This is a genomic window from Paraburkholderia sp. BR10937 (assembly GCF_040965695.1).
Taxonomy (GTDB): domain Bacteria; phylum Pseudomonadota; class Gammaproteobacteria; order Burkholderiales; family Burkholderiaceae; genus Paraburkholderia.
Genome location: NZ_JBFRCL010000010.1, coordinates 109,641 through 135,386, shown reverse-complemented (window position 1 = coordinate 135,386; position 25,746 = coordinate 109,641). Strand labels below are relative to the sequence as shown.

General features: G+C 65.7%; 24 protein-coding genes. 7 read left to right on the top strand and 17 right to left on the bottom strand.

Annotated elements, in window-relative coordinates; translation table 11 throughout:
• Positions 1–19 precede the first annotated feature (19 nt).
• The 10 genes from oiaK to AB4Y44_RS11085 all read right to left on the bottom strand — a co-directional run bounded on the left by oiaK (position 20) and on the right by AB4Y44_RS11085 (position 12,428).
• Entirely contained in the window at positions 20–1,399 is a 1,380-nt protein-coding gene (gene oiaK / locus AB4Y44_RS11130) for a 3-oxo-isoapionate kinase OiaK (RefSeq protein WP_368699543.1), read from the bottom strand.
• 8 nt (positions 1,400–1,407) lie between these two features.
• Positions 1,408–2,652, bottom strand: a complete 1,245-nt coding sequence (locus AB4Y44_RS11125; RefSeq protein WP_368699542.1) for a ribulose-bisphosphate carboxylase large subunit family protein — start codon at positions 2,650–2,652, stop codon at positions 1,408–1,410.
• 20 nt (positions 2,653–2,672) lie between these two features.
• Positions 2,673–3,503 (bottom strand): phosphogluconate dehydrogenase C-terminal domain-containing protein, encoded by an 831-nt coding sequence (locus AB4Y44_RS11120; RefSeq protein ID WP_368699541.1) that lies wholly within the window; start codon positions 3,501–3,503, stop codon positions 2,673–2,675.
• 38 nt (positions 3,504–3,541) lie between these two features.
• Positions 3,542–4,897 (bottom strand): MFS transporter, encoded by a 1,356-nt coding sequence (locus AB4Y44_RS11115; protein WP_368699540.1) that lies wholly within the window; start codon positions 4,895–4,897, stop codon positions 3,542–3,544.
• Positions 4,898–5,031: 134 nt separating this feature from the next.
• Entirely contained in the window at positions 5,032–6,999 is a 1,968-nt protein-coding gene (locus tag AB4Y44_RS11110; protein ID WP_368699539.1) for a hypothetical protein, read from the bottom strand.
• Positions 6,996–8,042 (bottom strand): Gfo/Idh/MocA family protein, encoded by a 1,047-nt coding sequence (locus AB4Y44_RS11105; RefSeq protein ID WP_368699538.1) that lies wholly within the window; start codon positions 8,040–8,042, stop codon positions 6,996–6,998. The genes AB4Y44_RS11110 and AB4Y44_RS11105 overlap by 4 nt, the downstream gene beginning before the upstream one ends.
• Before the next feature lie 3 nt (positions 8,043–8,045).
• Positions 8,046–9,113: an ABC transporter permease gene (locus AB4Y44_RS11100; protein WP_368699537.1), complete on the bottom strand. Its 1,068-nt coding sequence runs from the start codon at positions 9,111–9,113 to the stop codon at positions 8,046–8,048.
• A gap of 63 nt (positions 9,114–9,176) precedes the next feature.
• Positions 9,177–10,742 (bottom strand): sugar ABC transporter ATP-binding protein, encoded by a 1,566-nt coding sequence (locus AB4Y44_RS11095; RefSeq protein ID WP_368699536.1) that lies wholly within the window; start codon positions 10,740–10,742, stop codon positions 9,177–9,179.
• Positions 10,739–11,407 (bottom strand): DUF2291 family protein, encoded by a 669-nt coding sequence (locus tag AB4Y44_RS11090; protein ID WP_368699535.1) that lies wholly within the window; start codon positions 11,405–11,407, stop codon positions 10,739–10,741. Before AB4Y44_RS11090 ends, AB4Y44_RS11095 begins: the two co-directional genes overlap by 4 nt.
• An 82-nt stretch (positions 11,408–11,489) precedes the next feature.
• Positions 11,490–12,428 carry a D-ribose ABC transporter substrate-binding protein gene (locus AB4Y44_RS11085; RefSeq protein WP_368699534.1) on the bottom strand — a complete coding sequence of 313 codons (939 nt, stop codon included), beginning with the start codon at positions 12,426–12,428 and terminating at the stop codon, positions 11,490–11,492.
• 377 nt (positions 12,429–12,805) lie between these two features.
• Between AB4Y44_RS11085 and AB4Y44_RS11080 the strand changes: the two genes are divergently transcribed.
• The 3 genes from AB4Y44_RS11080 (at position 12,806) to AB4Y44_RS11070 (ending at position 15,129) form a co-directional block, all read left to right on the top strand.
• Positions 12,806–13,894 (top strand): DMT family transporter, encoded by a 1,089-nt coding sequence (locus AB4Y44_RS11080; protein ID WP_368699533.1) that lies wholly within the window; start codon positions 12,806–12,808, stop codon positions 13,892–13,894.
• A 113-nt stretch (positions 13,895–14,007) separates the two neighbouring features.
• On the top strand, positions 14,008–14,409 hold the full coding sequence (locus AB4Y44_RS11075) for an SRPBCC family protein (RefSeq protein ID WP_368699532.1): 402 nt from the start codon (positions 14,008–14,010) through the stop codon (positions 14,407–14,409).
• A 207-nt stretch (positions 14,410–14,616) separates the two neighbouring features.
• Positions 14,617–15,129: a hypothetical protein gene (locus AB4Y44_RS11070; RefSeq protein WP_368699531.1), complete on the top strand. Its 513-nt coding sequence runs from the start codon at positions 14,617–14,619 to the stop codon at positions 15,127–15,129.
• A 172-nt stretch (positions 15,130–15,301) separates the two neighbouring features.
• On the opposite strand, the gene AB4Y44_RS11065 is transcribed toward AB4Y44_RS11070, so the two are convergent.
• Complete coding sequence (locus tag AB4Y44_RS11065; RefSeq protein ID WP_368699530.1) at positions 15,302–15,613, bottom strand: hypothetical protein; 312 nt, start codon at positions 15,611–15,613, stop codon at positions 15,302–15,304.
• 248 nt (positions 15,614–15,861) lie between these two features.
• Here AB4Y44_RS11065 and AB4Y44_RS11060 point away from each other — a divergent pair, with 248 nt between their 5' ends.
• Genes AB4Y44_RS11060 through AB4Y44_RS11050 form a run of 3 tightly spaced genes read left to right on the top strand, consistent with a single transcriptional unit; the run spans position 15,862 to position 17,830 of the window.
• Positions 15,862–16,494, top strand: a complete 633-nt coding sequence (locus AB4Y44_RS11060) for a TetR/AcrR family transcriptional regulator (RefSeq protein ID WP_368699529.1) — start codon at positions 15,862–15,864, stop codon at positions 16,492–16,494.
• Between the two features lie 59 nt (positions 16,495–16,553).
• Positions 16,554–17,297 (top strand): Pr6Pr family membrane protein, encoded by a 744-nt coding sequence (locus tag AB4Y44_RS11055; protein WP_368699528.1) that lies wholly within the window; start codon positions 16,554–16,556, stop codon positions 17,295–17,297.
• Between the two features lie 23 nt (positions 17,298–17,320).
• Entirely contained in the window at positions 17,321–17,830 is a 510-nt protein-coding gene (locus tag AB4Y44_RS11050; RefSeq protein WP_368699527.1) for a DUF1697 domain-containing protein, read from the top strand.
• A 62-nt stretch (positions 17,831–17,892) separates the two neighbouring features.
• On the opposite strand, the gene AB4Y44_RS11045 is transcribed toward AB4Y44_RS11050, so the two are convergent.
• From AB4Y44_RS11045 to AB4Y44_RS11030, 4 genes are read right to left on the bottom strand one after another with little or no spacing between them, the layout of a single operon-like run.
• The gene (locus tag AB4Y44_RS11045; RefSeq protein WP_368699526.1) at positions 17,893–19,185 is read right to left on the bottom strand and encodes an MFS transporter; all 1,293 of its coding nucleotides are present in this window, start codon (positions 19,183–19,185) and stop codon (positions 17,893–17,895) included.
• 17 nt (positions 19,186–19,202) lie between these two features.
• Entirely contained in the window at positions 19,203–19,754 is a 552-nt protein-coding gene (locus AB4Y44_RS11040; protein ID WP_368699525.1) for a GAF domain-containing protein, read from the bottom strand.
• A gap of 30 nt (positions 19,755–19,784) precedes the next feature.
• Positions 19,785–21,197: an MFS transporter gene (locus tag AB4Y44_RS11035; protein ID WP_368699524.1), complete on the bottom strand. Its 1,413-nt coding sequence runs from the start codon at positions 21,195–21,197 to the stop codon at positions 19,785–19,787.
• 33 nt (positions 21,198–21,230) lie between these two features.
• Complete coding sequence (locus AB4Y44_RS11030; protein ID WP_368699523.1) at positions 21,231–23,015, bottom strand: gamma-glutamyltransferase family protein; 1,785 nt, start codon at positions 23,013–23,015, stop codon at positions 21,231–21,233.
• A 225-nt stretch (positions 23,016–23,240) separates the two neighbouring features.
• Between AB4Y44_RS11030 and AB4Y44_RS11025 the strand changes: the two genes are divergently transcribed.
• Positions 23,241–23,891 carry a FadR/GntR family transcriptional regulator gene (locus AB4Y44_RS11025; RefSeq protein WP_368699522.1) on the top strand — a complete coding sequence of 217 codons (651 nt, stop codon included), beginning with the start codon at positions 23,241–23,243 and terminating at the stop codon, positions 23,889–23,891.
• Positions 23,892–23,918: 27 nt separating this feature from the next.
• On the opposite strand, the gene AB4Y44_RS11020 is transcribed toward AB4Y44_RS11025, so the two are convergent.
• A complete protein-coding gene (locus AB4Y44_RS11020) occupies positions 23,919–24,443 on the bottom strand; it encodes a heme-binding protein (protein ID WP_368699521.1) in 525 nt (174 codons plus the stop codon).
• 98 nt (positions 24,444–24,541) lie between these two features.
• Complete coding sequence (locus AB4Y44_RS11015) at positions 24,542–25,738, bottom strand: NnrS family protein (RefSeq protein ID WP_368699520.1); 1,197 nt, start codon at positions 25,736–25,738, stop codon at positions 24,542–24,544.
• Positions 25,739–25,746: the final 8 nt, after the last annotated feature.

The window sequence follows — 25,746 nt, the reverse complement described above, 5'->3', positions numbered from 1 at the left end:
CCACCACGTCACCGCCGGATCACTTCGCCTGCCCTTCGCGCACGGCGGCAAAGAAGTCGGCCTGGCCGATCTGTCCGCCCTTGAGCACGATTTCGAGGCCATCGCGCGCGGCAGTGCTCGACCACGCCCGGCACAGCGGCGCACCGGGCGCCACGCCCGCCGCCACGCTGAGCGCGTCAATGCCCAGCGCGCTGGCGACCTCGCCCGAACTGTCACCGCCCGCAACGACCACACGTGAGACACCCGTGCAATCGAGCATGCGCCGCATCACCTCCGCGAGCGCGCGGCCTACCTCGCGGGCGGCGTCCTGGCGCGTGCGTCCGCAGCGCCGCGCAATCTCGTCGAAGCCGCGCACGGCCGGGTCGTCCGGGCCTTCCGCACTGTGGACCACGGCACTGCTTCCATTGATGATGGCTTGCGTCGCGGCACCTGCGGCCCGCTCGATCTCAGCGGGTCCTGCCTGCGGATCGAGGGCACGCGCGAGGTCGAGCCGATCCACGTGAAAACCGTGCTGGCGTGCCCAACCAATCTGCGCCGCGGTAACAGGCGAACAACTGCCGCTCACCACGCCAATCGCCTCGACCCGACTCGCCGCGGGCAACGACGGCGCAGCAGGCAGCCAGCCTCGCGAGCGCCAGTACGCGGCCAGCGCGTACTGGAGGCCCGACGAAGAGGCCGTGAACACCCCTTCGCCGCGCGCTTCCCAAACGAGGCGGCCCGCCTCTGCCAACGTTTCGTCGTCGAGCACATCGATCAGCACGACGGGGGGATCGTCCGCGCATAGCATGCCCACGCGCGCGGCGCCCTCCCCGGCGCGCAACTGAAGCATGTCGACGAGTTCGATGCGGCGCGCCGTCTGCCGCGCGAGATGGCGGCGCAGATCGGCTTCGTCCATCGGCGTCACGGGGTGGCGCGACATCGTCGGATGACGGTCGAGGCGATAGCCGACGCCGTCGACGGCTGCGAAGAGATTGCCGAACACCTGATAGCGTTTCAGGCGCGGCGCGCCGATCACCATCGGCGACCAGTTTCCCGGCATGGACTGCGTGCCGATGTCGATCGCGGCGCCGAGCGACCCCACCTCCGGCGACGAATCGAACGTGGAGCACACCTTGTATTGCAGCACCGGTGCGCCGAGCGCGGCGAGGCTCGCGAAGGCTTGCGGCAGCGTTTCGCGCATCCACGCGGCGCTGCGCCCGCGCGACGATCCCGCGATCCCCACGCAGCGCGCGTCGGGAAAGCGCGCGAGCGCCTCGGGCGTTGGCGTGTCGAGAAAAAGGATGGTGGGGATGCCCGCGGCCGTCATGGCCTCCATCGCATCGGTCGACCCCGTGAAGTCGTCGCCGTAATAGGCGAGCAGCAGGCCCTCGGGCAGGGACGCTTTGTTTGTTTCAGCCATCCCGCTGCTCACTTCCAGAAGCCGAGCGCCGCACGCAATGACGGATGCCTTTGCGCATGCTGCTCCAGCGGTACGCCTTCGATGGCGGCGCACCAGGCTTCGCGCAACGCATCGACGCCGGCCGCCACGCCCTGCGGGTGTCCGAAGATGCCGCCGCCCGCCGTGTGGATGAGATCCGCGCAGCCGAGTGCGGCGTAGGTATCGGCGGCCTGCAGGCCGGTCTGCCCCGAGCTGAAAACAGGCATGGCCGGCATGGGGGCGCTCGCCATCGCCGGCGCAAGTACGGCGCGCGCCGCGGCGATCACGCTGTCGTCGGGTTCGCTGAACTTGTTGCGCAGGCCGTTCACATGCATGTGGTCCGCGCCGGCGAGACGCCAGATCACCTGCCACGGCGCGTAGTCCCAACCGAGCGCCGGACTGCGCGAGAGGTAGCCCCACCCCGCCCGATGCGCGTGGATGGGCAACTGCGAATGCCGCCGCAATTCATGCAACCCGACGATACCCACCGAATTGAGCACGGCCATCACGCACGTTCCGCCATGCGCGAGCACGAGATCGTGGCGCCGGCGCATCTGGTCGAGATCGCCCGTGAGATTGAACGCCACCATCGCCTTCTTGCCGGTGCGCTCGGCGTGGTCGTTGACGACGCGCATCACCGCCTTCACGCGCTCGTCGAAGGGACAATGGGAGCCGTCGGCCTGTAGTTCGTCGTCCTTGATAAAGTCGATGCCGCCCTGCACGAGATCGCGCACCTGCTGCGCGGTTTGCGCGGGTGAGAGCCCCACGCTCGGCTTGATGATCGTGCCGATCAGCGGACCGTGCGCCACGCCCGTGAGGCGGCGCGTGCCCTCGATGCCAAATGCCGGCCCTGGATAGGCCGCCGCGAACGACTCCGGCAGTCGCAGCCCGGTGAGCCTCAGGCCCGACACCTGGCGCAGCTCGAACAGGTTGCCCGCAACGGTCGACATCAGATTCGGCAGCGACGCACCGAAATTCCCGATCGGCCAGGAGAGTTCGAGCGTGCAACGTGTGTACGTGTCCGAGCGCATGCCGCCGGGCAGGCTCGGCGCGTCCACGGTTTCGAGCACGTCGAGGCGCTCGACCCGCGCGCCCGAGCGCGCCTTCAGCTCGGGGGTTTCGTTTGGCAGTGCGACGAAAGTGCCGCTCGACTGCTCTCCGGCGATGACGTCGGCGGCACGCCGCGGATCATCGCCGGTTTCCAGCCAGTAAGTCGCGTGAATACGTTCGGTCACGGTGCGATTCCTGTTTCGGTTCAGGTGATGCGGCGAATGCTCTCGGCAATCTCGGCGCGATCGAACACGCCTTTCCAGTCGTCGCGCATGAGGCGCGGCTTGCCGAATTCGATCGCCTTGTTGCAGGCGTCGGAGAACGCGCCGGGGATCTCGTTGAAGATCACCGCGCTCAGGATGTTCATGTGGCCGAGCAGGAAGTCGCGCGCGGCTTCCTTGGGCACACCGCGCTGGATAGTCTCGTCCATCGCTTCGCGCATCACGTACAGCAGCGTCGCGCAGACCGTTTCGGAGAGACCCGGCTCGAGCATGGCCATCTGGTCCACGCTCAGGCGATACGAGCGCAGAATCGGCGCGTAGATCGTTTTCGCCACATCCTCGCCGAGATCGAACGCCGAGTCCGGGCCCTGCATCAGCGCGCTCGTGATCGACTGCTTTGCGTGTGCGCCACCGAAATGATCGTGCAGTGACTTTTCATCGACATCGTAGTTAAAGATGATCGGATGGCACGGATGCGCAACGAAGTACGTGAGATCGGGCCGCTCCGGCAGATGGCCCGCAAACGGCGCGGCGGCGTCGAGCGTCATCACCATCGTGCCGGCCTTCAGCATGGGCGAGATCTCGTGGCTCAGCTTGCCGATCAGCGTATCGGGTACGGCAAGGATGACGACCTGCGCGCCATCGAGCGCCGCTTCGACCGACACGCAGTCGATGCTCAGCTCGTCCTTGAGGCGCTTGCGACCCGCCTCGCCGACTTCCACGTGCGCGACGCGGTAGTCCGACTTCTGCAGGTTGCCCGAGAGGCGAAAGCCCATCTTTCCGCCCGCGCCAAAGAGCGCAATTTTCTCTTTCATGCTCATCCTCCTTGCCAGGTCTGTGAGTCCAGGTTCGATCAATTCGCGGCGAGCGCGCGCTCGCGCTCACGCGATGTGCGCGGTTCGCGGGCAAAGGCCAGCGCGAGCACAGCGCTCAGCAGCATCCATGCACCGACGACGAACATCGGCGCGTGCCAGGAGCCGGTTGCATCGTGCATGGCGCCCGTCACGTAAGGTGCGACGAAGCCCGCCACATTGCCGACCGTGTTGATGAGCGCGATGCCAGCCGCGGCGCCCGCGCCCGAGAGCGAGCGGGCCGGCAGCGTCCAGAAGCACGGCAGCGCGGCGAACACGGCGCAAGCCGTCACCGTGATGACGGCAATACTGGCGGCCGGCGACTTCATGTAGAGCGCAAGCGGAATGCTCAGCGCGCCGAGCAGTGCGGGAATCCCGACATGCCAGCCGCGCACGCCGCGGCGTGTAGCGTCGCGGCTCCAGACGAAGAGCGCAATGGCGGCGGGCAGATACGGAATGGCCGTAATGAGTCCCTTCTGGAACACGTTGAAGTGCGTGCCGAACTGCCCTTCGAATCCGCCGATGATGGTCGGCAGGAAAAACGCGAGCGCGTAAAGGCCATAGACGAGGCCAAAGTACATCAGCGAAAACATCCACACGCGTGGGCTCAGCAGGGCCGCTCCCGCATGCGCGCCGTGACGCACGGCACCCGCTTCTTTCGTGCGCGTCTCCGCTTCGAGTTCCGCGGTGAGCCACGCCTGTTCGTCGCGTGTGAGCCAGCGCGCCTGTGAGGGGCGGTCGCTCAGATAGAACCACGCGATCACACCCACCACGATGGCCGGCAAGGCCACGCCGATGAACATCACGCGCCACCCCGCCAGGCCAAACAGGCCATGGGCCCCGATGAGCAGCGCGGCGAACGGCGCGCCGATCACGATGGTGAGCGGCTGGGCGAGATAGAACAGCGCGAGGATATGGCTGCGATGACGCTGCGGCACCCAGTTGCCGAGGAAAAGGATCGCGCCGGGGAAAAAGCCCGCCTCCGCCACGCCTAGCAGGAAACGCAGCACATAGAGCGAAGTCGCGCTGTCGACCCACGCCAGCAGGAGCGCGACCACGCCCCACGTCACCATGATGCGCGCGAGCCAGCGGCGCGCTCCGTAGCGATGCAGCGCCAGGTTGCTCGGCACTTCGAGAAAGATGTAGCCGATGAAGAACACGCCCGCGGCGAATCCGAACTGCGCCGCGTCGAGACCGAGGTCGTGCGCCATGCCGTTCGGGCCGGCAAACGAGATCGCGGTGCGGTCGAGAAAGTTGATGAAGAACATCAAGGCGACGAACGGCACGAGGCGCAGCGAGACCCTGCGGATCGTCGGACGTTCGAAAGCGGATTCGGCTTTTCCTGAAACGGCTTGCATGCGTTTGCTCCCGCGAGATGATCCGCAACAGATCATATGTGCTGGTATGATGAGTAGACCATCATGACGGAACGACAACACCTGGTATTTCCACCGACATGCCTGCACGCCGCAGCGCTCATGCGCCGCGGACGCTACGTCAACACCGCGCGCGAAGAGGCAAACACGCAGGCAAACGGAAGCAGCGCTACCGGAACACCGGGCGACAGCGTCCACGGCGAGGTCGCGCCGGGTCGTCCGATCAAGGTGCGCTCGTCGAGGCTCGTCGCGTGCAGCGACGTGCGGATTGCCTCGTCGAATTCGAGCTGAACCTCGCGTGGCTCGCTCGTCAGATTGGCGAGCACGAGTTCGATCGCGCCGTCGGCGTGACGTACCGCAACGCACGCGATACGGACAGCATCGCCGCTTCGCGTGACCCGCAAACGCGCCGCTCCCGCCACGCGAGCCAATGCCTTCGCGACATCGAAAACCGGATAGCGTGCGGGCGTGTTGCCTTCCACAGCGGCAAGCCCGCGCGGCCCTGTCAAGGCGCCCAGCGTGATCGTTTCGATCCCCGCGCCTTCGAGCGCCGCCGCGTACCCTGCGAGCCAGGCCGCGCCGAATAACGCGCGCTGGCGTGGATCGTTGGCGGCCATCGCGACGCGTTCGCCTGCGGGATTCGGCATCACGCGCGAACCGTATGGGTTCTGTCGCATGCCGATCGAGACCGGCCCGATCGCGTAGGGCTGCCCGCCGATCAGCGCGCGGCACGAGCGCGTAATGTGGGGAATGGCTTCGAGCGTCTGCATGACGCTGCGGTCGTCGGCGGCGTGCACGATGGGGCACGTCGCGTGGATAACCCAGTCGACCATGTCGAGCGGCGGCCGCTTGCGGTTCAACTCCGTGAAGTAGCTCAGCATGCCGCCGCCAAGGCGCAGCCTGGGGAACGCACGGCGCGCCGCGCGATAGACCTCGTCGAGCGCGGGACACGGTGGGCTCACGCTGCCCGGCGGGTTCGACTGCCGATGCACTGCCGGGCTCACGACGATGCCCGTCAACGCGAGGCCCGCCTGGTCGATCTGGGCGGCCAGGCACGAGAGCTCCACAGGCGGCGCCTCGACACCGGGCAAGGCAAACTCCAGCACGGCGGGCGCGCCGCTTTCGCGCTGCAACCGCGCAAAGCGCTCGAGTTCGCGCACGCCATCGCCCGCAAGCGGGTCGAAGCTCAGCGTCAATTGCTGCGGTCCAAGCTCCGCAAGCAACGCGAGATTCGCGAGCGCCGCTGCGGCATCGCTTGAGGCGATCGCCACGCCGATCGCGGGCATGGTTTCGTACTGCCCGGGATTGCCAGACGCGATTTCGATCTTGTCGGCACGCGCCTCTCGTGTAGCTTCTGCTTTCCCCTCCGCCTGACGCGTACCACCCACGCTCAGCGTCACCGTTTGCGTGAGCGGCGCGCCCTTTTCCAGCGTATAAGGCCAGGGCAGTTCAAGCGGGCGTGAGTAGGTCTTGAACGAAGCATCGGACCAGTTGCGCTGGTCTTCCATCTCGAACACGTCGCCCGTGAAGGTGCAACGCACCGTCAAGCCGTTCGGCAGATCGTGCTCGATTGCCGCGATGTCCTTGAAGGGCTGCCACGGATCGATCAGCGCCGGGAAGGCCGCGCTTTCACGACGGCCATCGCCGTGCTCCACGCGCGCGGGTGCGCCGGCTACGCCGTCGATGGGATGGAGCACGCAAAACCCGCAACGCGCCGCGAGAAAGTCAGAATACACAGTGATGTCGCTGCGAAACGAGAGCGCGCCATCGCCAGATCCATCGATGGCAAGTGCAAAGCTGAGCGCGTCTCCGTCCGGATTCGCGCAGCGCGCGTCATACGCGACGTGAAAACCGCCCGCCGTCTCTTCGACGGCGATGCGTTCGACGTCGGGGCGGCATGTGCCCCAGTCCTTGTCCCGCACGAGAAACGACACGGCGCGTATGACTTCGGTGCCTTGATAGCGAATGTCGTGCAATGCGCCATCGATCAGCCACGCCGACCACGGTCCCGCTTCGAGGCGGCGCGCCGGTGTCACCGGCTGCTGCGTGCCGTAGTAGACCGCGTTGTTCTTACCCGCGCTCATGATGCAGCCTCTCCCGGCACGATGCTGCGCCCCGCGCGCGCCGAAAGATACGTGGCCTCCACAAGTTCCAGCGTGCGCAGATTGTCGCGACCGCTCGTGGCCGGCTCGGCGCCGCGCTGCAGGCAATCCACCCAGTGCGACTGGATGCTGAACACGCTGCCCTGGATCGCCACCCAGGGCTCGCTCGTCCACGAGAGCGCACGCGGTGCGACGCTGCGCAGTTCCGTCCCTGTACGCGTATGGATCTGCAACTGGTAGTCGGCGAAGAGCCGCAGTGTGCCCTCCGCGCCGTCGACTTCGATGAGCGTCTGCGGAAAGAGTTCGCGCGGCAACTGCGTCGCGTAGCTGCAATCCACCACGCTGCTCACGCCGTTTTCATGCGCGAGCAGGATCGTCGCGACGTCTTCGCCGCGAATCGACGGGTTCACGCGCGCGGTCGTGGCGCTCACACGCGCCACGTCGCCGAACAGGAAGCGCGCGACATCGAGAGTGTGGATGCCGAGATCTTCGACGATGAAGCGCTCGCCCTGCGCCAGATAGGGCTGACCGCTAAACACATCGTATGCAGAACGAAACGACACTCGACCCCAGAACGACGGTCCGATCGCTCCCTCGCGCAGCGCCCTTCCCACGGCCTGGATCGCACTCTGCCAGCGAAAGTTTTCGTGCACCATCAGCGGCACGCCGGCCTCGTGGCACGTTTGAACCATCGCGCGCGCATCGGTGAGCGTGGAGGCGAACGGCTTCTGGCAGATCGTGGCCACGCCGGCCGCCGCCGCCAGCTCCACGAGTGCGCGGTGACTCGGCACGGTGGTCGCGATATCGACGAAGTCGAGCCGCTCTTCGCGCAGCATCGTGGCCGCATCCGTGTAACGCCGTTCGATGCCAAAGCTGTCGCCGACCTCGTCGAGGCGCGCACGGTTCGCGTCGCACAGCACCACGATCCGCGCGCCGTCGATGTCCTGCCACGCATGCAAATGATTGAGCGAGAAGAACCCGCAGCCGATCAACGCGCCCTTCAATTGCGCCGCTGTTGCACTCATCGGTCACGCCCCCGTTGCAGCCTGCTTTTGCAGCGCAAAGCGCTGCTGCGCGCGCCGCTGGATCTGGTCGACGACCACCGCCGCCACGATGACGACACCCTTGATCACCGTTTGCCAGAAGGAACTCACGCCCATCATCACGAGCCCGTCCGAAAGCATGCCGATCACGAACGCACCGACGATGGTGCCGCCGATCTTGCCGCGTCCGCCCGACATCGACGTGCCACCCAGCACGGCCGCTGCGATCGCGTTGAGTTCGAATGTCTCGCCGCTCATGGGGTGCGAAGCGACGAGTTCCGATGAAATGATCAACCCGACGATCGCCGCGCAGAAACCCGAAAACATATACACGAACATCTTCACGCGATTCACGCGCACACCCGAGAGCTGGGCGGCGCGCTCGTTGGCGCCGACCGCATAGATCTGCCGGCCGAGCGGCGTGCGCGCGGCGATGTACGCGGCGATCACGCCCACCACGACCAGCAGCCATACTGTAAGCGGGATGCCGAGTATCGTCGCGCTGCCGAGCACAGGAAAGCCGCTGGTACCATAGGCGGGATTGCCCGTCAGGTTCGGGAAGGTCTCGCCGCCCGAGGACAGCAACGCGGCCCCTCGCGCGATATAGAGCGTGCCGAGCGTCGCGATGAACGGCGCGACGTTCAGCCGGGTGATGAGCAGGCCGTTGATCGCGCCTACCAGTACGCCCACGAGCAACGCCACGACGATCACGGCGGGCACGCTCAGAAAAAGCGTGTACTCGCTGCCGACGGGAATGCCCTTGAGGATGAGCCCGCCTGCCACCATGCCCGTCAGGCCCACGACTGAGCCCACCGAAAGGTCGATGCCGCCCGCCACGATCACGAACGTCATGCCGATCGCGAGGAAGGCATTGAGCGCGACGTGCCGCGACATGATGAGCAGGTTCCCGATGCTCAGAAAGTTGTGGGCGGCGAACGAAAAGAAGACCACGACCGCGAACAATGCGATGAACGTACGCAGCTTCAGCAGCAGGAGCAGCGGCGCCTCGCTGAAGCTCGCTCCGGGTGCCGTGCTCTTGATGGCCAGCGACATGAATACTCTCCAGATGAATGCAGGCTAAACGTTCGAACCGTGACAACCATTGAACGCGCGTACTCAGGCCGCCTGCTCGTGCGCTGCCGCATGGGCGGCGTGCGCCGTCCTGTGCCCGACTGCGGAAGCGGCGACGAGCGCGTCCTGCGTAGCGTCGGCGGCATCGAATTCAGCGGTGACACGGCCGTTCGACATCACGAGAATGCGATCGGACAAGGCCATCACCTCTTCCAGATCGGACGTGACGAACAGCACGCCCAGTCCCCGGCCGGCCAGGTCGCGCATGACCCTGAAAATGTCCGCTTTCGCGCCGACGTCGATGCCGCGGCTGGGCTCGTCCATCAACAGGACTTTTGGCGTGGTCATCAGTGCACGCGCGATCACCACCTTCTGCTGATTGCCGCCGGAGAGCGAGCTGACCGGCAGCCGCCAGTCGGCGACCTTGATCGCGAGATCGCGAATGTAATCGAGCACCGCGCGCTGCTCGCGCCGCGGATCGATGTGGAAACCTCGCGCATGTGCCGCGAGACTCGAGAGCGTCATGTTCTCGCCAATCGACATGATGGGCAGCAGCGCGTCGGCCTTGCGATCCTCGGGAATGAGCGCAAGGCCCTGTGCGACGCGCCCCGCGATCGGCTTGCCGTCGAGCGCCTTGCCGTCCAGCACGACGCAGCCGGTTGCGTGAGGGTGCACGCCCAGAATGCATTCGAACAGCTCGGAGCGCCCCGCCCCCATCAGTCCGTAGATGCCGACGATCTCGCCCGCGTGCAGCGACAGCGAGACGTGATCCACTAGCAGGCCACTGCCCTTGCGCGGCAGCGTGACGTCCCGCAGCGTCAGCACCTCGGCGCCGCGCGCGTGGCCGACGGGACGCGAAAAGTCCCTGGTTTCGCGGCCCACCATCTGCCGCACGATCCATGGCACGTCGATCTGCGCCATCGGTTGATGGCCCGTGATGAGGCCGTCGCGCAGCACCGTGATGTAGTCGCCGATCCGGACCAGTTCTTCGAGCCGGTGCGAGATGTAGACGATCGACACGCCTTGCGCCTTGAGCTCCGCAATCACGCGAAACAGCACGGCCACTTCCGCCGCGCTGAGCGCCGAGGTGGGTTCGTCGAGGATCAGCACGCGCGCGTCGTGGGCGAGCGCCTTCGCGATCTCCACGAGCTGCTGCTGCCCGATGCGCAGATCCTCGACCAGCGTGTCGGGGCTGAGGTCGAGTTCGAGCCGCGCGAGCAACTCGCGTACTTTCGCGCGCTGCGCGTCGGCGTCGATATCGATACCGCCGCGCGTGATTTCGTGCGCGATGAAGATGTTTTCGGCGATCGTGAGATTCGGAAAGAGGTTGAGTTCCTGAAAGACGATGCCGATGCCGTGGCGCAGTGCCTCTGCGCTGCTAGCCGGTGCGACAGGCTTGCCGTCCAGTATGAGCTTCCCGCTGGTCGGCTGCTCCGCGCCCGCGATGATCTTCATGAGCGTGGATTTTCCCGCGCCGTTCTCGCCCACGAGCACGTTGACTGCGCCGCGGCGCACCGAGAAGTTCACGCCCTTCAGGGCAACCGTGCCGGGATAGACCTTGGTGACGTCCTCGACCTGGAGGATCACGTCCGCATTGTTCGCATCGGTCATGACTTGCCCCCGACCGTGACCGCGAGCGGCACGATCTCCGGCTGGTCGCTCGACGAATCGTACGAGAACGCACCCGTCACCGTAATCGGCTTGCCTTTGAGGTCGCTGCGCGGCAGCGGCTTCATGACGTGATTCGCCGCGTACGCGTTGAGCGCCGTGCCAAACTGCGCATACTCGATCTGGTTGCGGAAATTGCTGAACGAAATGAAATCGAGCGAATCGCGCAGCGTGGTGCCGAGCACCGTCGGGCCGATGTCGACGATCACGCTCGCCTGTCCGCTGCCGTCGACGTCAACGCCCACGGTGCCCTGGCTCGACTGCGTGTCCACGTCCACGATGGTGCCGTGCAGCGTGGTCGGAAAATTCCACGGCGCGCCATCGTCCTTGCCGCGATAGCCGTACTTGTGGCCGGCGGCGTCGGGGTCCGCCTTGATCGCATCGCGCAGCGTCCGATAGTCCACCGCGCGCTTTTCGATGTCGGGCACGATCTTCGTACTCCACATCGACGCCACCATGGCGTTCGGGTCGTAGCCCGCCGACGCGTAGTTGTCGTGCGATCCGCCCGAGCCCTGCAGGTCGCTGTTCTTCACCAGCTTGCAGCCGTGCAGCGCGCCGCCCAACACGGCGGCCACCACGGCAATGACCGCGTACCGAAGCACTCCCATGCATAACCCCATGTGGTTACGGATGTCCTTGCGGAGCGCGCCGCGCTCCGCTCGTACGATGCTCGTGCTGCCGATGCGCGCCTTAACGCAAGGCGAACATGTCGAGCTTGCTGGCGTTCGTCTTCGTGATGAGCGAGCAGTTGATGAGCTGCTTTTCGGGCTTGCCCGTCGCACCGGTCTTCAGATACTTGTCGGCCTGATCGACGGCGTCCGTGGCCGCCTCGGCCGCCGGCTGCAGCACCGTTGCGCGGATGTCGCCGCGCTTGATCGCGTCGCGCACGTCGTTGCTGCCGTCGAAGCCCACGACGATGATGTCGTTGCGCTTCGCAGCTTTCAGCGCGGCTGTCGCGCCCATCGCCATGGTGTCGTTGCCGGCTATCACGCCCTTGATGTCGGGGTGGCTCTGCAGGATCGATTCCATCACCGTATAGGCTTCAGTCTGACTCCAGTTCGCCGACTGGCGCTCGACCATCTTCATGTTCGAAAACTGGTCGATCACATCGTGATAGCCCTTCGAGCGGATGCCGGCATTGATATCCGCCTCGCGGCCGACGAGCTCCACGTAGTTGCCTTTCTCGCCCATCGCCTTGACGAAGGCGCGCGCGCCGAGTTGCGCACCCTGGTAGTTGTTCGAAACGATCTGCGAGACCGCGATGCCGGTCGCGTTGATTTCACGATCGATCAGGAACGCCGGAATTTTCGCGTCCTTCGCCTTCTGGACCGCGGCGATGGACGCCTCCGAGCCGGCGTTATCGAGAATGATCGCCTTGGCCCCGCGGGCGATGGCGGTGTCGATGAGCTGCGATTGCTTGTTGGCGTCGTCGTCGTGGACCAGCACGATGGTGTCGTAGCCGAGCGCCTTGGCGCGCGCGTTCGCCGTGTCGGCTTCCGCCTTGAAGAAGGGATTGTCGTGAGAGGGGGTGATGATGGCGATGAGATTGGCCGCTTGCGCGGCGCCCGCCGTGCCGAGAAGCGCAAATGACATCAACGTCGACGCAAGCCAACGCCTGGGTGCCTTCATGATGCTGTCTCCTGTCTGGTTAAACGCCTTTGTCTGACTACAACCAGCTGACGGTCGCGACTTCCTTTGCCATACTCATCACTTATGCCGTCATGATGTCATCATACCAGTAGGCACGGGTTCCGCTATGTTTTTAGATCCAGGGTTTTCTCTCATCCGCAGAGAGAGGGCGCGGGAGATGGCCGGCGCGTTTCGCCCGGTGGATGAGAAGACTCGGTGCCAGTTCGAAAACCTGGCGCGGTGTGGCAGAATCGGCCCAGATCTCCTGCCCGAGTTAAAAGTTTTATGGTTCCCGGACCGGCTCGGCGCGCAGCCCGCTTGCACGCTCACCGCGCGCCTTCTACGCTTTTTACTCCTCTTCCCGCTTCCGGCCTGCAATGAAGTCCCATCGGCATACCATCTTCACGGCGCTGCTCGCGGCCGCCCTGTTCGGCATCACCACACCGCTCGCCAAGGCGCTGCTCGGCAGCGTGTCGCCGTTCATGCTCGCGGGTCTCTTCTATCTCGGCAGCGGCTCGGGACTCGCGGTCGTGCTGCTGTTGCGCCGCGTTTCGGCGCGCCGCGGCGAGACAGCCGCCGCGCAAGCGCCCGCGCCCGACCCGCTGCGCCTGGCCGAATTGCCATGGCTTATCGGTGCGATCGCCGCGGGCGGCGTGGCGGCGCCCGCCCTGCTCATGCTCGGCCTGAACACCACGCCCGCCGCCACCAGCGCGCTGCTGCTGAACCTCGAGGGCGTGCTGACGGCGCTCATCGCCTGGGTCTGCTTTCGGGAAAACTTCGACGCGCAGATCGCGCTGGGCATGCTGGCGATCGTGGCGGGCGGCGTGCTGCTCTCGTGGCCCGGCGCGCATGCCGGCGCCGTGTCCGGCATCGCGCCCGGCGCGCTGCTCGTCGCGCTCGCGTGCCTGTGCTGGGCCATCGACAACAACCTCACGCGCAAGGTCTCGACCAACGACGCGATGGTCGTGGCCTGCACCAAGGGGCTCGTGGCCGGGCCGGTGAATATCGGCATTGCGCTCGCGGCGGGCGCGCACTGGCCCGCCTGGCAGGCGGTGAGCGGCGCCATGGCCGTGGGTTTCGCGGGCTATGGCGTGAGCCTGGTGCTGTTCGTCGTCTCGCTGCGCCATCTCGGCACGGCGCGCACCGGCGCCTATTTCTCCGTGGCGCCCCTCTTCGGCGTGGCGCTATCACTGCTGCTGTGGCCGGAGCGCCCGGCACTCGCCTTCTGGCTCGCGCTCGCGCTGATGGCGTTCGGCGTGTGGCTGCACGTGCGCGAACGTCACGACCACACACACACGCACGAGCCGCACGAACACCCCCACGCGCACCGGCACGACGAACACCATCAGCACGAGCACGATTTCGCGTGGGGCGGCTCGGAGCCGCACACGCATGCGCACCGTCACGCGCCGATCACGCATAGCCACGCGCACTACCCCGACGTGCACCATCGCCACGCGCATTGAGGCGTCACGAGCCGCAGCCGCTGCCGTCGCAAACGAGGTCAGGATTTCCCAGGACCGCCGCGCGTGACGCGCGCACGATGCACGCGTCATTCATCACGAAGGAGACAAGTGCGATGGCTACCGTCTACCGGGACATTCCCGTTGAAGCCTCGGCGCAGGACGTCTGGGCCGCGCTGCGCGATCCCGCCGACGTCGGCCGTGTGTTCGCCGGCGTGCTGACCGATGCGCGCATGGAAAGCGACGTGCGATGGGTGACGTTCGCCGACGGCACTGTGATCGAGGAACGCGTGATCGCCGTCGACGACGCCCGCATGCGCCTCGCCTACACCGTGGCCGGCGGACGCTTCGAGCATCATCACGCGACGCTTCAGGTGATGCCGGATTCACCCGCTTCGCCCCAACGTTGCCGCGTAGTCTGGATCAGCGACTTCAAGCCCGACGAGCGAATCCAGTTGGTCGAGCCGCTCACGGATGCGGGCTGCGCAGCGCTCAAGCGTAATCTCGCCCGACGATAAGGGTGGCGGCCGGGCAGTAGCAGCCTGAACACCAGGCACACGCGCTCCGGCTTCTGCGCCGCGCGCCCTGGGAACCGGTGTCGTTCATGTCAATGGCCGGATTCTTTTGCAGTTGCGCGGGCCAAATTCGATTGCGGCGACCGGGCTTGACAGTTAGTTGCGCAATACTGCCACAGCCAGGCCGACAAAAGGCACGAGCCAGGCGTCGTGCTCCCGCGAGACACACTGTGCGACGGCGCCCATACCGGCACGCCAATTGCGATCACAATAGTGCCAGATGACTTGACACCGGGAGCCGCAATGCGGGTAGGTAAATTAACGTTGGCCGTGCGCTGCATCGCTGTCTGCGCGTGCCTTGCTGGAACACCCGCGGCGCACGCCGCCGGCACCTTCGACGGCGACTGGAACGTGACGCTCACGTGCCCCAAGGGCGCCGGCGATACGCCGGGCTATCGATATCAATTCCCCGTCGAAATCCAGCAAAACATCCTGCACGGAGAACACGGCGAACGGGACGCCAGTGGCTGGCTCACGCTGGACGGCAAGATCGAACCCGACGGTTCTGCCACGCTCGTCGCCCAGGGCCTGACCGCCACATCGCCGCACGCCAGCACTCGGGCGCCTTATTCGTATGAAGTCAGCGCGCAGTTCGACGCGACTTCAGGCAGCGGCTCGCGCACGACCGCACGCAAATGCGACTTTGTGTTCGTAAAGGAATGACGGGCGAGGATGGCTGGCGGCGCCGTGCAAACCGGCGCCAGAAAAGAAAAAGCCCGCTGAGAGAGCGGGCCGAATCCATATCAGGAGACATGGAGGAGACGGGTTAAGTATAGGGTTTTCCCCTAAACCGTGCAACTGTTTTTTTCACGACTTGCCGCCGCCTGCCTCGGCCTCAATCTGCGCGCTTTTCCCGCTGGACCGCGCCGAAATGGAACGCGAGAAAAAGCCCCATGACGAGCCCGCCCGCCAGCAGCACCACGACGTCCTCGCGCGTTGCAGGCTGCTGAAGACGTCCAGTGCCCAGCGCGATTGCGATCGCGATATTCACGAAGCCCCAAACCACATTCACGATGGGCGACGAGTCGCCCCGCCCTCGTGGACGGGCGAAGGGCGTGGGAAAAGGCAGCCCCTGCAGGCCGGAAGCCAGATGCGGGATCGCGTTGCAAAAGAACGCGCCAGCGAAAAAGAGCCATACGTACGGCATGTCGTAACCTCGAACGTTCAAACGGGAAAGGTAAGCGCGATGGCGGCGGCAGCGGCGCGCGCCGCGCCGCGCTGCGCCGAAATGCGAGGATTTCCTCGCAAATCATGGTAGAGAGTAACCTCGCGTAAGTCAATCGATCATCAAGCGATCGGCGCGCGCCTGTGCGTTGTTACGCCTGCAGCGAAAGGCGTCCCGCATGTTAATATGCGAGGAATCCCTCTCATATCCTCGCATTTGAAGATTACGTCATGACCTCCACCACGCCAGTTGCGGAAACCGCGCGCCCCACCGAGCCCAAACGCGAGCGGGGCCGCCAGCGCGTGGCCGCGATCATGGACGCCGCCGTCGCCGTGTTCACGGAGAAGGGTTACGACGCCGCCACCATGACCGAAATTGCGGCGCGCTCGTCGACGGCGATCGGCTCGCTGTATCGCTTCTTTCCGACCAAGGAGGCGCTGGCCGAAGCGCTGTTGCTGCGTTACGCCCAGCAGGCAAAGAACGGACTCGCCGAACTGGGGCAACAGGTCCCGGAGATGACGCTCGAGGCCGTCGCCGATGCGCTCGTCGATTTCGTGCTGCTGTTGCAATCGCAACGCAGCTTCGCCGTTGCACTCGTCGACGCCCGCAGCGGCAGCGACGACCACCGCAAGCGCTTTCGCGAAGCGACGCGCGGCGGCGTTGCCGACATCCTGAGGTGCGCGATCGCGCATCTGAAGCCGGCCAGGGCAAACGTCATGGCGATCGTGCTGATTCACATGCTCAAGGGCGTCGCCAGCATCGCCAACGAAGAGCCATCGGCGCGCGCCGTACTGATGGCCGAACTGCGCGATCTCGTGCGCCTGTATCTCGTTGCGGCTGCGGAGCGCGCCGAAGGCAAATAGCCCGCCGCCGGGGCACGCGGCTTCCGACGCGCATGATCTTTGTGCGCTACCATCGCTGCATGTCCGAACCACCGCTACCCGCACACGCGACTGCCGTGCCGCTCACCGACACGGCGCAGCCCCCGGGCCCCTACGCCACCGCATTGGCGGGTGTCATCGCGGTGCTCGCGTGGGGCGCGCTCGCCGCGCAAACCGACATGACGATCCAGCGCATGGTGCTGCGCGGCTTCGACACGTTCGAGGCCATCGGCAGGCTTTCGGCGTACCTCACCAATCTCACGGTATTGCTCGTCGCGCTCACCTTCACCTGCATCGCACTACGCGTGCGCACGTGGCCGGCACGCCTGCTCCGCGCTCCGGGCGCCGTGAGCGCGGTCACGGTGTATATCGTCTTCGTTGGCATTGCTTATAATCTTCTGCTGCGGCATCTCTGGACGCCGCACGGTTATCGCGCGCTGCTCAACGAGAGCCTGCATAGCCTGATCCCGCTGCTATGCGCGGCGTATTGGCTGCTGTTCGTGCCGCGCCTCACCCTCACCGCTCGCGACCGCCTCGCCTGGCTCGTTTATCCGCTGGGCTATCTTGCCGTCACCTTCTGGCGCGGCAGCGAGACCGACTTTTACCCCTATCCGTTCATCGACGTCGCTCAGCTCGGCTATGCTCACGTGCTCGTCAACAGCGCCTTGCTGCTCGCCGCCTTCATGGTGCTGATGGCGGTCTTCGTGACGATCAACGCGCGCAGGCGCCCTGCCATCGTGGCAAACGAAGGCCTCGCCGCAACCGACCTGCAGCGACCTGACTAACTCCCGGCTTCCCGATCGATCCCATGCCCGTCTATATCGCCCTGCTACGCGCCGTGAATGTCGGCGGAACCGGCAAGCTGCCCATGCCCGAGCTTCGCGGCATGTGCGAAGCGCTCGGGTTCACGCACGTGCGCACCTATATCGCGAGCGGCAACGTGGTGTTCGAGAGCCGGCTGGCCGAAGCGTCGGTGAAAAAGAAGCTCGAGCAGAGCCTCGAGGCTTATGCGGGCAAACCCGTTGGCGTGGTGGTGCGAACGGCTGCCGAATTGGCCGCCGTGTTGCAGGGCAACCCGTTTCCCACTGCTGCACCCGATCGCACCGTCGCGATCTTTCTCGACACGCCGCCGCCCGCCAACGCGTTCGACAACGTGAGCGGCCAGCAGGCGGAAGAATTCCGCATGGGCGAGCGCGAGATCTACGTGTTTTACAAGGACGGGATCGGGCGCTCGAAGCTCAGGATCGCTGCGGCGAAGGCCGGAACAGCGCGCAACATGAATACCGTGGCGAAGCTGCTGGAACTGGCGCAGGCGTGAGCTGCCCTTGACTTGCGCTGCGCATCGCAGCACCTGGCTGCCACCGATCGCCTCGGCGTACGTCACCCCCTGCCAGTCGCGGCCGCCAAAGCCCCCTGCCGAGCCTCCCCGCTCGCCTGCGCCGGAGCGCCTTCGCTCGTATCGTGCAAGCGGTCCGGAATGAACAGCGCCATCACGCCGCTCAGGAAAAACACCGCGCCAACCACAAGAAAACCCATGCCGATCGAAAACTGCGTCGCGATATAGCCGATCACCACCGGCGCCGCGCCCGAACAAAAGCGTCCCACGTTATACGAACCGCCCACCGCCGTGCCGCGAATGCGCGTCTCGAAACTCTCCGACATGAACGTGCCGATCGTGCCGAGCGGCACGCCGTAGAGAAAGCCGAATACGAGCATCAGCCACGCAATGTTTTCGCGGGTATGGAACAGCACGATCACGGGCAGAAAGACGGCCGCACCGATACAGCCCAGCACATACACGCCGCGCCGGCTCCAGCGGTCGCCCAGCCAGCCCGCCACGATCTTGCCGATGAACGCCACGATCCACGTCGCGGTCATGTACCCCGTCATCGAGCTGAATTTGATGTGCAATTCGCTTTCCAGATACGTCGGCAACCAGTTGTTCAAGCCGTAGAACCCGGAAAGCGCAAACACCGAAGCGAGCGACCAGCAGATGAACATCCGGCGCGCCTCGCGGTCCGCGAAAATCAATGCGTAGCGGTTGTCGTGCCAGCGGCGGCCGCTCGGGCGGGCCGCGGCCTCGCTCATGCGCCAGCTCGGCGGCTCGGCCACGAAGAAGTGAATCGCCACCGCGAGCAGCACGGGCGCCGCCGCCACATAGAACAACGTGCGCCAGCCGTAATGCGGCAGGATCCACGTGCTGAGCGCGATCACCGTGATATAGCCTGCGGAAATCGCCGTTTGGAGCACGCCGAGTATCAGCGAGCGCCGCGCCATGGGCACGTATTCGGCCACGAGCGTGCTCACCAGCACCATGCAGCCAATGCCCATCGAGCTGAAGAAGCGCACGACCGCGAATTCCAGGAAGCTGTGCGTGAAACCGAGCAGCCCCGCGCCCACAGAGAACAGCACCATCGCCCAGACCACCACGCGCACGCGCCCGAGCGAGTCGCTCGCCCAGCCGCCCAGAATCCCGCCGATCGCCATGCCGAGCAGCGTCAGGCTGCCGAGCGCGCCCGCCTCGACATTGGTCAAGCCGAATTCGCTCTTGATGCGCGAGAGTGTGAGGCCGTACATCATGACGTCCGCGCCGTCGACCAGCAGCGCGAGATAGCCGAGCGCGAAGACGAGCAGCCAGCGATGGGCGGTTCCGGTGGATGTCGTTGTGTTCATCGACAAGGGTCCCGCGATCAGTCGCTCGAATGGGCTGCGCAAGACATGCCGTGCGCGACGAGCGCAGGCGCGAGAAACGCGCCGAGCAGCAGGCCCGTTTCCTCGTGTTGCGCGGTGTACCAGCCCTCCACGTGCGTCAGGTTCATCGTCCCGACACAACGGCCGTTATACGCAACCGGGATGTTCAGAATCGAGCCGAGGCCCATTGCCGTCATGACCGCGTGATCGTCGAAGGCTTCGCGCAGCCCCTCTGGCGTCGTGGCGCGAAACGGTTCGAGATCCGAAAGAATGCGCTGCGCCCAGGGCGTGCCGCTTTTCCGCTTGCGCCCGCCCGGCGGGTAGACGTCGGGCATGTTCGTAAACATGCGCTCCACCTCCTGGTTCCCGGCGTCGTAGGCCATGATCGTGAAGAGGCGAAAACCGATGGCTTCGGCGGCGACGGCGCACACTTCGCGGAAAATCGCGTCCGGTTGCCCGGGCTGGCGCATGACGTGCGAAAGGCGCGCGAGTGCGGCGAGTTCGCGTTGCAGCGCGTAGGGTTCGTTCGCGAGGGAAAGGGGCGTTTGCATGGGACGTACGAGAGTGAGAATGGCGCGTGCTCAGCCGCGCAGCCCGTCGCGCGCGAGCGGCTTGCGTGCATCGAAGTCCGCCTGCGCACCGCTCGCCTCGATGTCTTCGAGCGAGCGATTACGGGTTTCGATACCGAGGAAAAACACGACGCAAGCGCCCGCCAGCAGCACGGCGGTCGTCATGGCGAACACGCCGATAAAGCCGAATGCCGGATACACGAGACCGACCAGAATGGGCGCGCTCACCGAGCCGATACGACCGAACGAAGACGAAGATCCCGTACCGGTCGTGCGTACCGCCGTCGGGAAGACCTCCGGCGTATAGGCATAGACTCCCGCAAACGCGCCATTCATGAAGAACGAGAGGCACATGCCCGCCACCGTGATCTGCACGCCGGTGTGCGAGAAAGCCAGCGCAATCGCGGCGAGCCCGCCGAGCGTCATGTAAGAGGCAACGACGCCCTTGCGGCCGATCCGCTCATTGAGCCATGCCGCCGAGAAATAGCCTGGAATCTGCGCACCGTAGATGGCAATCGAATAGCCGAAGCTTTTGGTGAGCGTCAGACCTTCCTTGACGAGCAGGCTCGGAATCCACGAGAAAAACGAGTAGTACGCGAACGCCACGGAGAACCACATCAGCCAGCTCACCGCCGTCGTGCCCACGAGCCGGCGCGAAAACAGCGTCAGCACGTTCTGCAGCGCACTGCCGCTGCCCTGCGCGGCGGCGGGAATCGCGCCCACCGAGCCCAGCGGCGCCAGCGAAATGCCCTCCTGCTCGAAGCGCGACTCGATCGCCCGCACGATGCTGTCGGCTTCGGCGGAGCGTCCGCGGCTTTCGAGCCAGCGCGGCGACTCGGGCAACGTTCTGCGCCACCAGAGCAGCATCACGACCGGCAGCGAGGTCAGCACGGCGAGATAGCGCCAGCCGTCCGCGAAATTGCGCACGACGGTATAGCCAAGAATCGACGAACTCAGATAGCCGAACGACATGAAGCCGACGAGCGCGCCGCAGAACATGCCGCGATAGCGCCGCGGCACGAATTCCGCGAGGAACGGTGCGATGACGACCGTCTCCGCGCCCGAACCGAAGCCCGCGAGCATGCGCAGCGCGAAAAACGTGTGCCAGTCGTGCGCCGTGGCGCTCGCCATGGACGCCGCGCAATAGATTGCCAGCGCGCTCATCATGATGCGGCGACGGCCAATCACGTCGGCCAGCACGCCCGAGAGAAACGCGCCGAAAAAATAGCCGATATACGTGCTGCTGGCGACGAGTCCCGTTTCGGCGCTCGTCAAATGCCATAGCTTGCTCACCACCGGCAGCAAAAACGCGAGCGACGAAGAGTCCAACCCGTCGAACATGTAGCCGAGCCCGCCGATCAACAGCAGTTTGCGATGGAAGCCCGCGAGCGGCAGTCGTTCGAGTCGGGCGGCGACGGTGGACATGGTGGGTCGGTTCCGGTTGAGCGTGGCGCGTGGTCAGCGGCCGATCGCGTAGGCCTGCATCTGGCGCGGCGTGGCCGCGCCGCGCATGAGCCCGTTGCGCATGCCCACCGCGCACACGCGCCCGAGCCCCCATGGCTCGGCCACCGTGAGATCGTGGCCGCGCGCGCGCAATTCGGCGAGCGTGGCTTCGGGAAAGCGCGACTCCGCCGACATCTTGCCGAGCTGCATCGAGCGCGGATAAAACGAGCCGGGGAAATGCGCGGTCTGGAACGAGGGCGCGTCCACGGCGGCCTGCAGGTTCATGCCCGCATGCACGTGCCGCAGGAACAGCTGCATCGACCATTGATCCTGCTGGTCCCCGCCCGGTGTGCCGAACGCCGCATAGGGCTTGCCCTCGCGCGTGACGAGCGTGGGCGAGAGTGTCGTGCGTGGACGCCGGCCCGGCCCGAGCGACGAAGGCAGGCCCTCTTCCATCCAGAACATCTGCGCGCGCGTGGTGACGTTGAAGCCGAGGCCGGGCACCGCGGGCGACGCCTGCAGCCAGCCGCCCGATGGCGTGGCCGAGACCATGTTGCCCCAGCGATCGACCACGTCGAGATGAACGGTATCGCCGCGCAATTCGGGCAGCGGCGCGAACGTCGGCTCGCCCTGCCCGAAGCCGCCCGGCTGCTGGCGCCCAGCGTTGGCGAGGATGCGCGCCGCGCGCGCTTCGCTGTCGAGAAGCGCCCCGGGGCGGAATTCGAACGAGGCCTTGCGCGGATCGACGAGACGGCGGCGCGCGTCGTTGTACGCGTCGCTCAGCAGCGTTTGCATCGGCACGTCGGCAAAGCGCGGATCGCCATAGAACACGTCGCGATCGGCGAACGCGAGCTTCGACGTTTCGATGACCGTGTGCACGAAGTCCGGACCGAACGGATCCATCGCGTCCAGATCGAAGCCCTTGAGGAGCGCAAGCTGTTGCAGGAACATCGGCCCCTGGCCCCACGGTCCTGTCTTGTGCACGCGCAGGCCCGCGTAGTCGTACGAGAGCGCTTCCTCGTAGGTGGGCTCCCAGCGTGCGAGATCGTCCGCATCGAGCAGGCCGCGATTGCGGCGACCCGAGGTGTCGAGCACGTCGGTGGAGCGGAAATACTGGTCGATCGCGTCGGCCACGAAGCCGCGGTAGAACACCGAGCGCGCGAGTTCGCACTGCTCCGCGCGGTCGCTCTTCGCGCTCGCCTCCCGCAGGATGCGGCGGTACGTGGCGGCAATGGCGGGATTGGCGAACAGCGCGTTCGGCGCGGGGGCGTCGCCGTTGCGCAGCCATTGCTCGGCGGAGGTCGTCCATTCGCTGAGGAAGAAGTCCTTGATCGCGAGAATCGACGCGCACATGCGCGGCAGCACCGGATAGCCGTTCTCCGCGTAGCCGATCGCGTAGCTCAGCACGTCTTCGAGCGGCAGTTGCCCGTAGTCGCGCAGCATCGTCATCCACGCGCCGAACGCGCCGGGCACCACGGCAGGCAGCAGGCCGGTGCCCGGCACGACTTCGAGTCCAAGCGCACGCATGCGTTCGATCGTCATGGCCGCCGGCGTCACTCCCTGGCCGCACAGCACGCGCACGCGGTCTTCCCGCGCGCTGTAGAACACGACGGGCAACTCGCCGCCGGGGCCGTTGAGATGCGGCTCGACGATCTGCAGCACGAAGCCGGCCGCCGCCGCCGCATCGAAAGCGTTGCCGCCCTTCTCGAGCACCGCCATCGCCGACGCGCTGGCGAGCCAATGCGTGGACGCCACCATCCCGAAGGTCCCGATCAGCTCCGGACGCGTTGTAAACGACATCTTCCACTCCCTGTACGAAAGGTTCGGCTCGCAAGTCGAACCTTTCTCGATTGGTTCCAAAACCTTTCACGATCAGCATACGAAGGAAGATTTTTGGCCGCACCCGGTGTTAACCCTGTAGCATCCATGGAATACCGTGAAGTTCGGCGATTTTGGCGAGTGCACGGTTGCGCGCCGCAGCACGGCTGATAGAATCAAACCAAATTAAATTGGTTCACCCACATCATGGAAAGGTCCGCGCTCGACAGCCTGCTTGCCTACATCGCACAACACCGCCTGAAAGACGGCGACGCGTTGCCTCCCGAACGCAAGCTCGCCGAGGACCTCGGCGTGAGCCGCCGCGAACTGCGCGCGGCGCTCGCCTCGCTGGAGGCATCCGGCCGGATCTGGCGCGGCGTGGGGCGCGGCACGTATCTGGGCGCGCGGCCGCTGAAGTTCGCGCCCACGCTGCGCGGCCTGCGCTCGCGTACGAGCCCGGCCGATATCGCGGAGATGCGCCTCATGTTCGAGCCGGCGTTAGCCGGGCTTGCCGCCGCCAAGGCCACACCCGAGGATCTGGCCGAACTGGAGAAGTGCGCGAAACGGAACGCGACAGCGAAAAACGATGAGGAGTGGCAACTATGGGACCAGCGCTTTCACCTGCTGATCGCACAGGCGTCGCGCAATCCCGCGATCATTGCCCTCATGGAAGTGATCAACGGCATGCGGGTCAAGCCGACCCAGCGTGAAAGGACCACGGATCAGGCCACGCGCCATCATTTCGCACAGCAGCACCAGTCCATCGTCGACGCAATTCTCGCCCGGGACGGCGAAACCGCCGCGCGTTGCATGCGCGAGCATCTGCTGAAGGTCCAGGGGTACGGCTCGCCGCATTGACGGAAGAAGCTACAGCGTTCCGCGCGCTTACTTCACGGTGGAAGCCGCCGCCTTGCACGTGACGGCATCCTGTTCGCCCGTGCCGCCGCTGCAGCCGATCGCGCCAATCACCTTGCCATCCTCGACCAGCGGAAAGCCGCCGGGCGAAGCCACGAGGTCCGGCACGAGCGTGGCAACGTACGCGTGACCGCTCTCGAACTGGTCATAGAAGACGCGGGTCTCGCGGCGAAAGCGCGCGGACGTGCGCGCCTTGTTCTGTGAAACCTCGACAGAGGCGTATTGCGCGCCATCCATGCGCTCGAAGGCAATGAGATCGCCATGCGGATCGACCACGGCGATGTTCATTTTCCAGTCGTGCCTGCGCGCCTCGGCTTCCGCAAGCGCAAGCAGATGCTTCGCTGCATCAAGCCCGATAGGCGAACCGTAAGGAATGTCGTAAGGCATACGCTCAGGCACAGCAGCCGCTGGCGGCGCGGAAGCTGACGTTTGAGCCTGCACGGAGGTTACAAAGACGAGACAGGCCGCGCCTGCGATCTGAACAGAGTGATGCATTGCCCACTCTCCTTCATCGGCGGGCCCAAGGCGTTACGCGCGTGCAGCCCTTGCCAGTCAACATACTCGCGAGATACGCCATGTGCAAGGCCGATGAATCAGCCCACCTTACCATCGACACGCGGCGCCATGAGCCAGCCTGCGTAGCGATAACAATAGGCTGCGAGCGCAACGACCCAGCACGCGCCCGACGCTTCGATCCAGAACGTGAGCCATTGCGGCGCGAGCCAGGGTCCCACCACACGAATCAGCGCGGCGATCACGAGCAGCGCATAGCAGGCGATATCGAAGCCGCCCGCCACCAGCTTGCGGCCCGTGTGTCCGCGCGCCGTGCGTGTGATCATCGCCATGATCGCGCAGCCGATAGCGCCCACCGTGAACGCGTGAATGGCGAGCGTATGCGCGACCAAACCCATTGCTGCGAGCGCGAGCAGCACAAAGCCGACAGGTATCCACGCATAGGCGATGTGCAGGATGGTCAGGATCGGCCGGTTGCCGACACGCCACGAACGCCAGCCCCAGATTCGGGCACCTTGTGCGCACGCCGCCGCGAGTGCGGCGACCGCAACGAGCACGCCGGAGCCGAGCGCGGCGTCGAGCACGAACGCCAGCGCACTGAGCGGCATCACCGCGCGCTCGACCACATTCCAGCGCTGCGCCGCGTAACCGGGCACGGCGTTGGCCGTGAACGACGGGATGATGCGTCCGCCGATGATCGTGATGAACAGCGCCAGCATGCCCACGGCGAGATACGCGCTGTGCAGCGCCCAGTCCGCGCGGCCGGCCAGCATCGAAAGATGAAATGCTACGTTGAGCGCGGCGAGCATGCCGAGCGCGACCGGCAAGAAGATGTTGTGGCTGTTTTTTGCGCCGATGAGCACGCGCAGCAGCACCAGCGCGCAGGCGGGGAGAAAGAGGCTGTCGACCACGGCGGCGACGCCAGACGGTGCGTAGGCAACGGTGATGCGCCCCGCGAGCCACAGCAGCCACAGCGCCGCCAGCGACTTGCCCTGCGCCGGCGTGACCGACGTCCACGCGCGCACGGCAGTCAGCAGAAAACCCGCCACGATCGCCGCGCCGAAGCCGAAAATCATCTCGTGCGCGTGCCAGAACATGCCCGGCAGGTACGAACTGAGACCCGGCAACGGATGGCCGGCATACGCGGCCATCCAGGCCAGCAGCGCCGCGCCGCCAAAGAGCGCGCCGCCAAGGTAGAACGGCCGGAAGCCGAGTGCCCACAGCGCAAAACCGCCGCGGGCCGCGGGGGTGGGTTCTTCGATTCGAAAGACGGTCATGATCGCTC

What these genes read in the sequence shown, in the direction of transcription:
- oiaK (WP_368699543.1), bottom strand. Translation starts at nt 1,399, where the DNA reads ATGGCTGAAACAAACAAAGCGTCCCTGCCCGAGGGCCTGCTGCTCGCC.
- AB4Y44_RS11120 (WP_368699541.1), bottom strand. Translation starts at nt 3,503, where the DNA reads ATGAAAGAGAAAATTGCGCTCTTTGGCGCGGGCGGAAAGATGGGCTTT.
- AB4Y44_RS11115 (WP_368699540.1), bottom strand. Translation starts at nt 4,897, where the DNA reads ATGCAAGCCGTTTCAGGAAAAGCCGAATCCGCTTTCGAACGTCCGACG.
- AB4Y44_RS11110 (WP_368699539.1), bottom strand. Translation starts at nt 6,999, where the DNA reads ATGAGCGCGGGTAAGAACAACGCGGTCTACTACGGCACGCAGCAGCCG.
- AB4Y44_RS11105 (WP_368699538.1), bottom strand. Translation starts at nt 8,042, where the DNA reads ATGAGTGCAACAGCGGCGCAATTGAAGGGCGCGTTGATCGGCTGCGGG.
- AB4Y44_RS11100 (WP_368699537.1), bottom strand. Translation starts at nt 9,113, where the DNA reads ATGTCGCTGGCCATCAAGAGCACGGCACCCGGAGCGAGCTTCAGCGAG.
- AB4Y44_RS11095 (WP_368699536.1), bottom strand. Translation starts at nt 10,742, where the DNA reads ATGACCGATGCGAACAATGCGGACGTGATCCTCCAGGTCGAGGACGTC.
- AB4Y44_RS11090 (WP_368699535.1), bottom strand. Translation starts at nt 11,407, where the DNA reads ATGGGAGTGCTTCGGTACGCGGTCATTGCCGTGGTGGCCGCCGTGTTG.
- AB4Y44_RS11085 (WP_368699534.1), bottom strand. Translation starts at nt 12,428, where the DNA reads ATGAAGGCACCCAGGCGTTGGCTTGCGTCGACGTTGATGTCATTTGCG.
- AB4Y44_RS11080 (WP_368699533.1), top strand. Translation starts at nt 12,806, where the DNA reads ATGAAGTCCCATCGGCATACCATCTTCACGGCGCTGCTCGCGGCCGCC.
- AB4Y44_RS11075 (WP_368699532.1), top strand. Translation starts at nt 14,008, where the DNA reads ATGGCTACCGTCTACCGGGACATTCCCGTTGAAGCCTCGGCGCAGGAC.
- AB4Y44_RS11065 (WP_368699530.1), bottom strand. Translation starts at nt 15,613, where the DNA reads ATGCCGTACGTATGGCTCTTTTTCGCTGGCGCGTTCTTTTGCAACGCG.
- AB4Y44_RS11060 (WP_368699529.1), top strand. Translation starts at nt 15,862, where the DNA reads ATGACCTCCACCACGCCAGTTGCGGAAACCGCGCGCCCCACCGAGCCC.
- AB4Y44_RS11055 (WP_368699528.1), top strand. Translation starts at nt 16,554, where the DNA reads ATGTCCGAACCACCGCTACCCGCACACGCGACTGCCGTGCCGCTCACC.
- AB4Y44_RS11050 (WP_368699527.1), top strand. Translation starts at nt 17,321, where the DNA reads ATGCCCGTCTATATCGCCCTGCTACGCGCCGTGAATGTCGGCGGAACC.
- AB4Y44_RS11045 (WP_368699526.1), bottom strand. Translation starts at nt 19,185, where the DNA reads ATGAACACAACGACATCCACCGGAACCGCCCATCGCTGGCTGCTCGTC.
- AB4Y44_RS11040 (WP_368699525.1), bottom strand. Translation starts at nt 19,754, where the DNA reads ATGCAAACGCCCCTTTCCCTCGCGAACGAACCCTACGCGCTGCAACGC.
- AB4Y44_RS11035 (WP_368699524.1), bottom strand. Translation starts at nt 21,197, where the DNA reads ATGTCCACCGTCGCCGCCCGACTCGAACGACTGCCGCTCGCGGGCTTC.
- AB4Y44_RS11030 (WP_368699523.1), bottom strand. Translation starts at nt 23,015, where the DNA reads ATGTCGTTTACAACGCGTCCGGAGCTGATCGGGACCTTCGGGATGGTG.
- AB4Y44_RS11025 (WP_368699522.1), top strand. Translation starts at nt 23,241, where the DNA reads ATGGAAAGGTCCGCGCTCGACAGCCTGCTTGCCTACATCGCACAACAC.
- AB4Y44_RS11020 (WP_368699521.1), bottom strand. Translation starts at nt 24,443, where the DNA reads ATGCATCACTCTGTTCAGATCGCAGGCGCGGCCTGTCTCGTCTTTGTA.
- AB4Y44_RS11015 (WP_368699520.1), bottom strand. Translation starts at nt 25,738, where the DNA reads ATGACCGTCTTTCGAATCGAAGAACCCACCCCCGCGGCCCGCGGCGGT.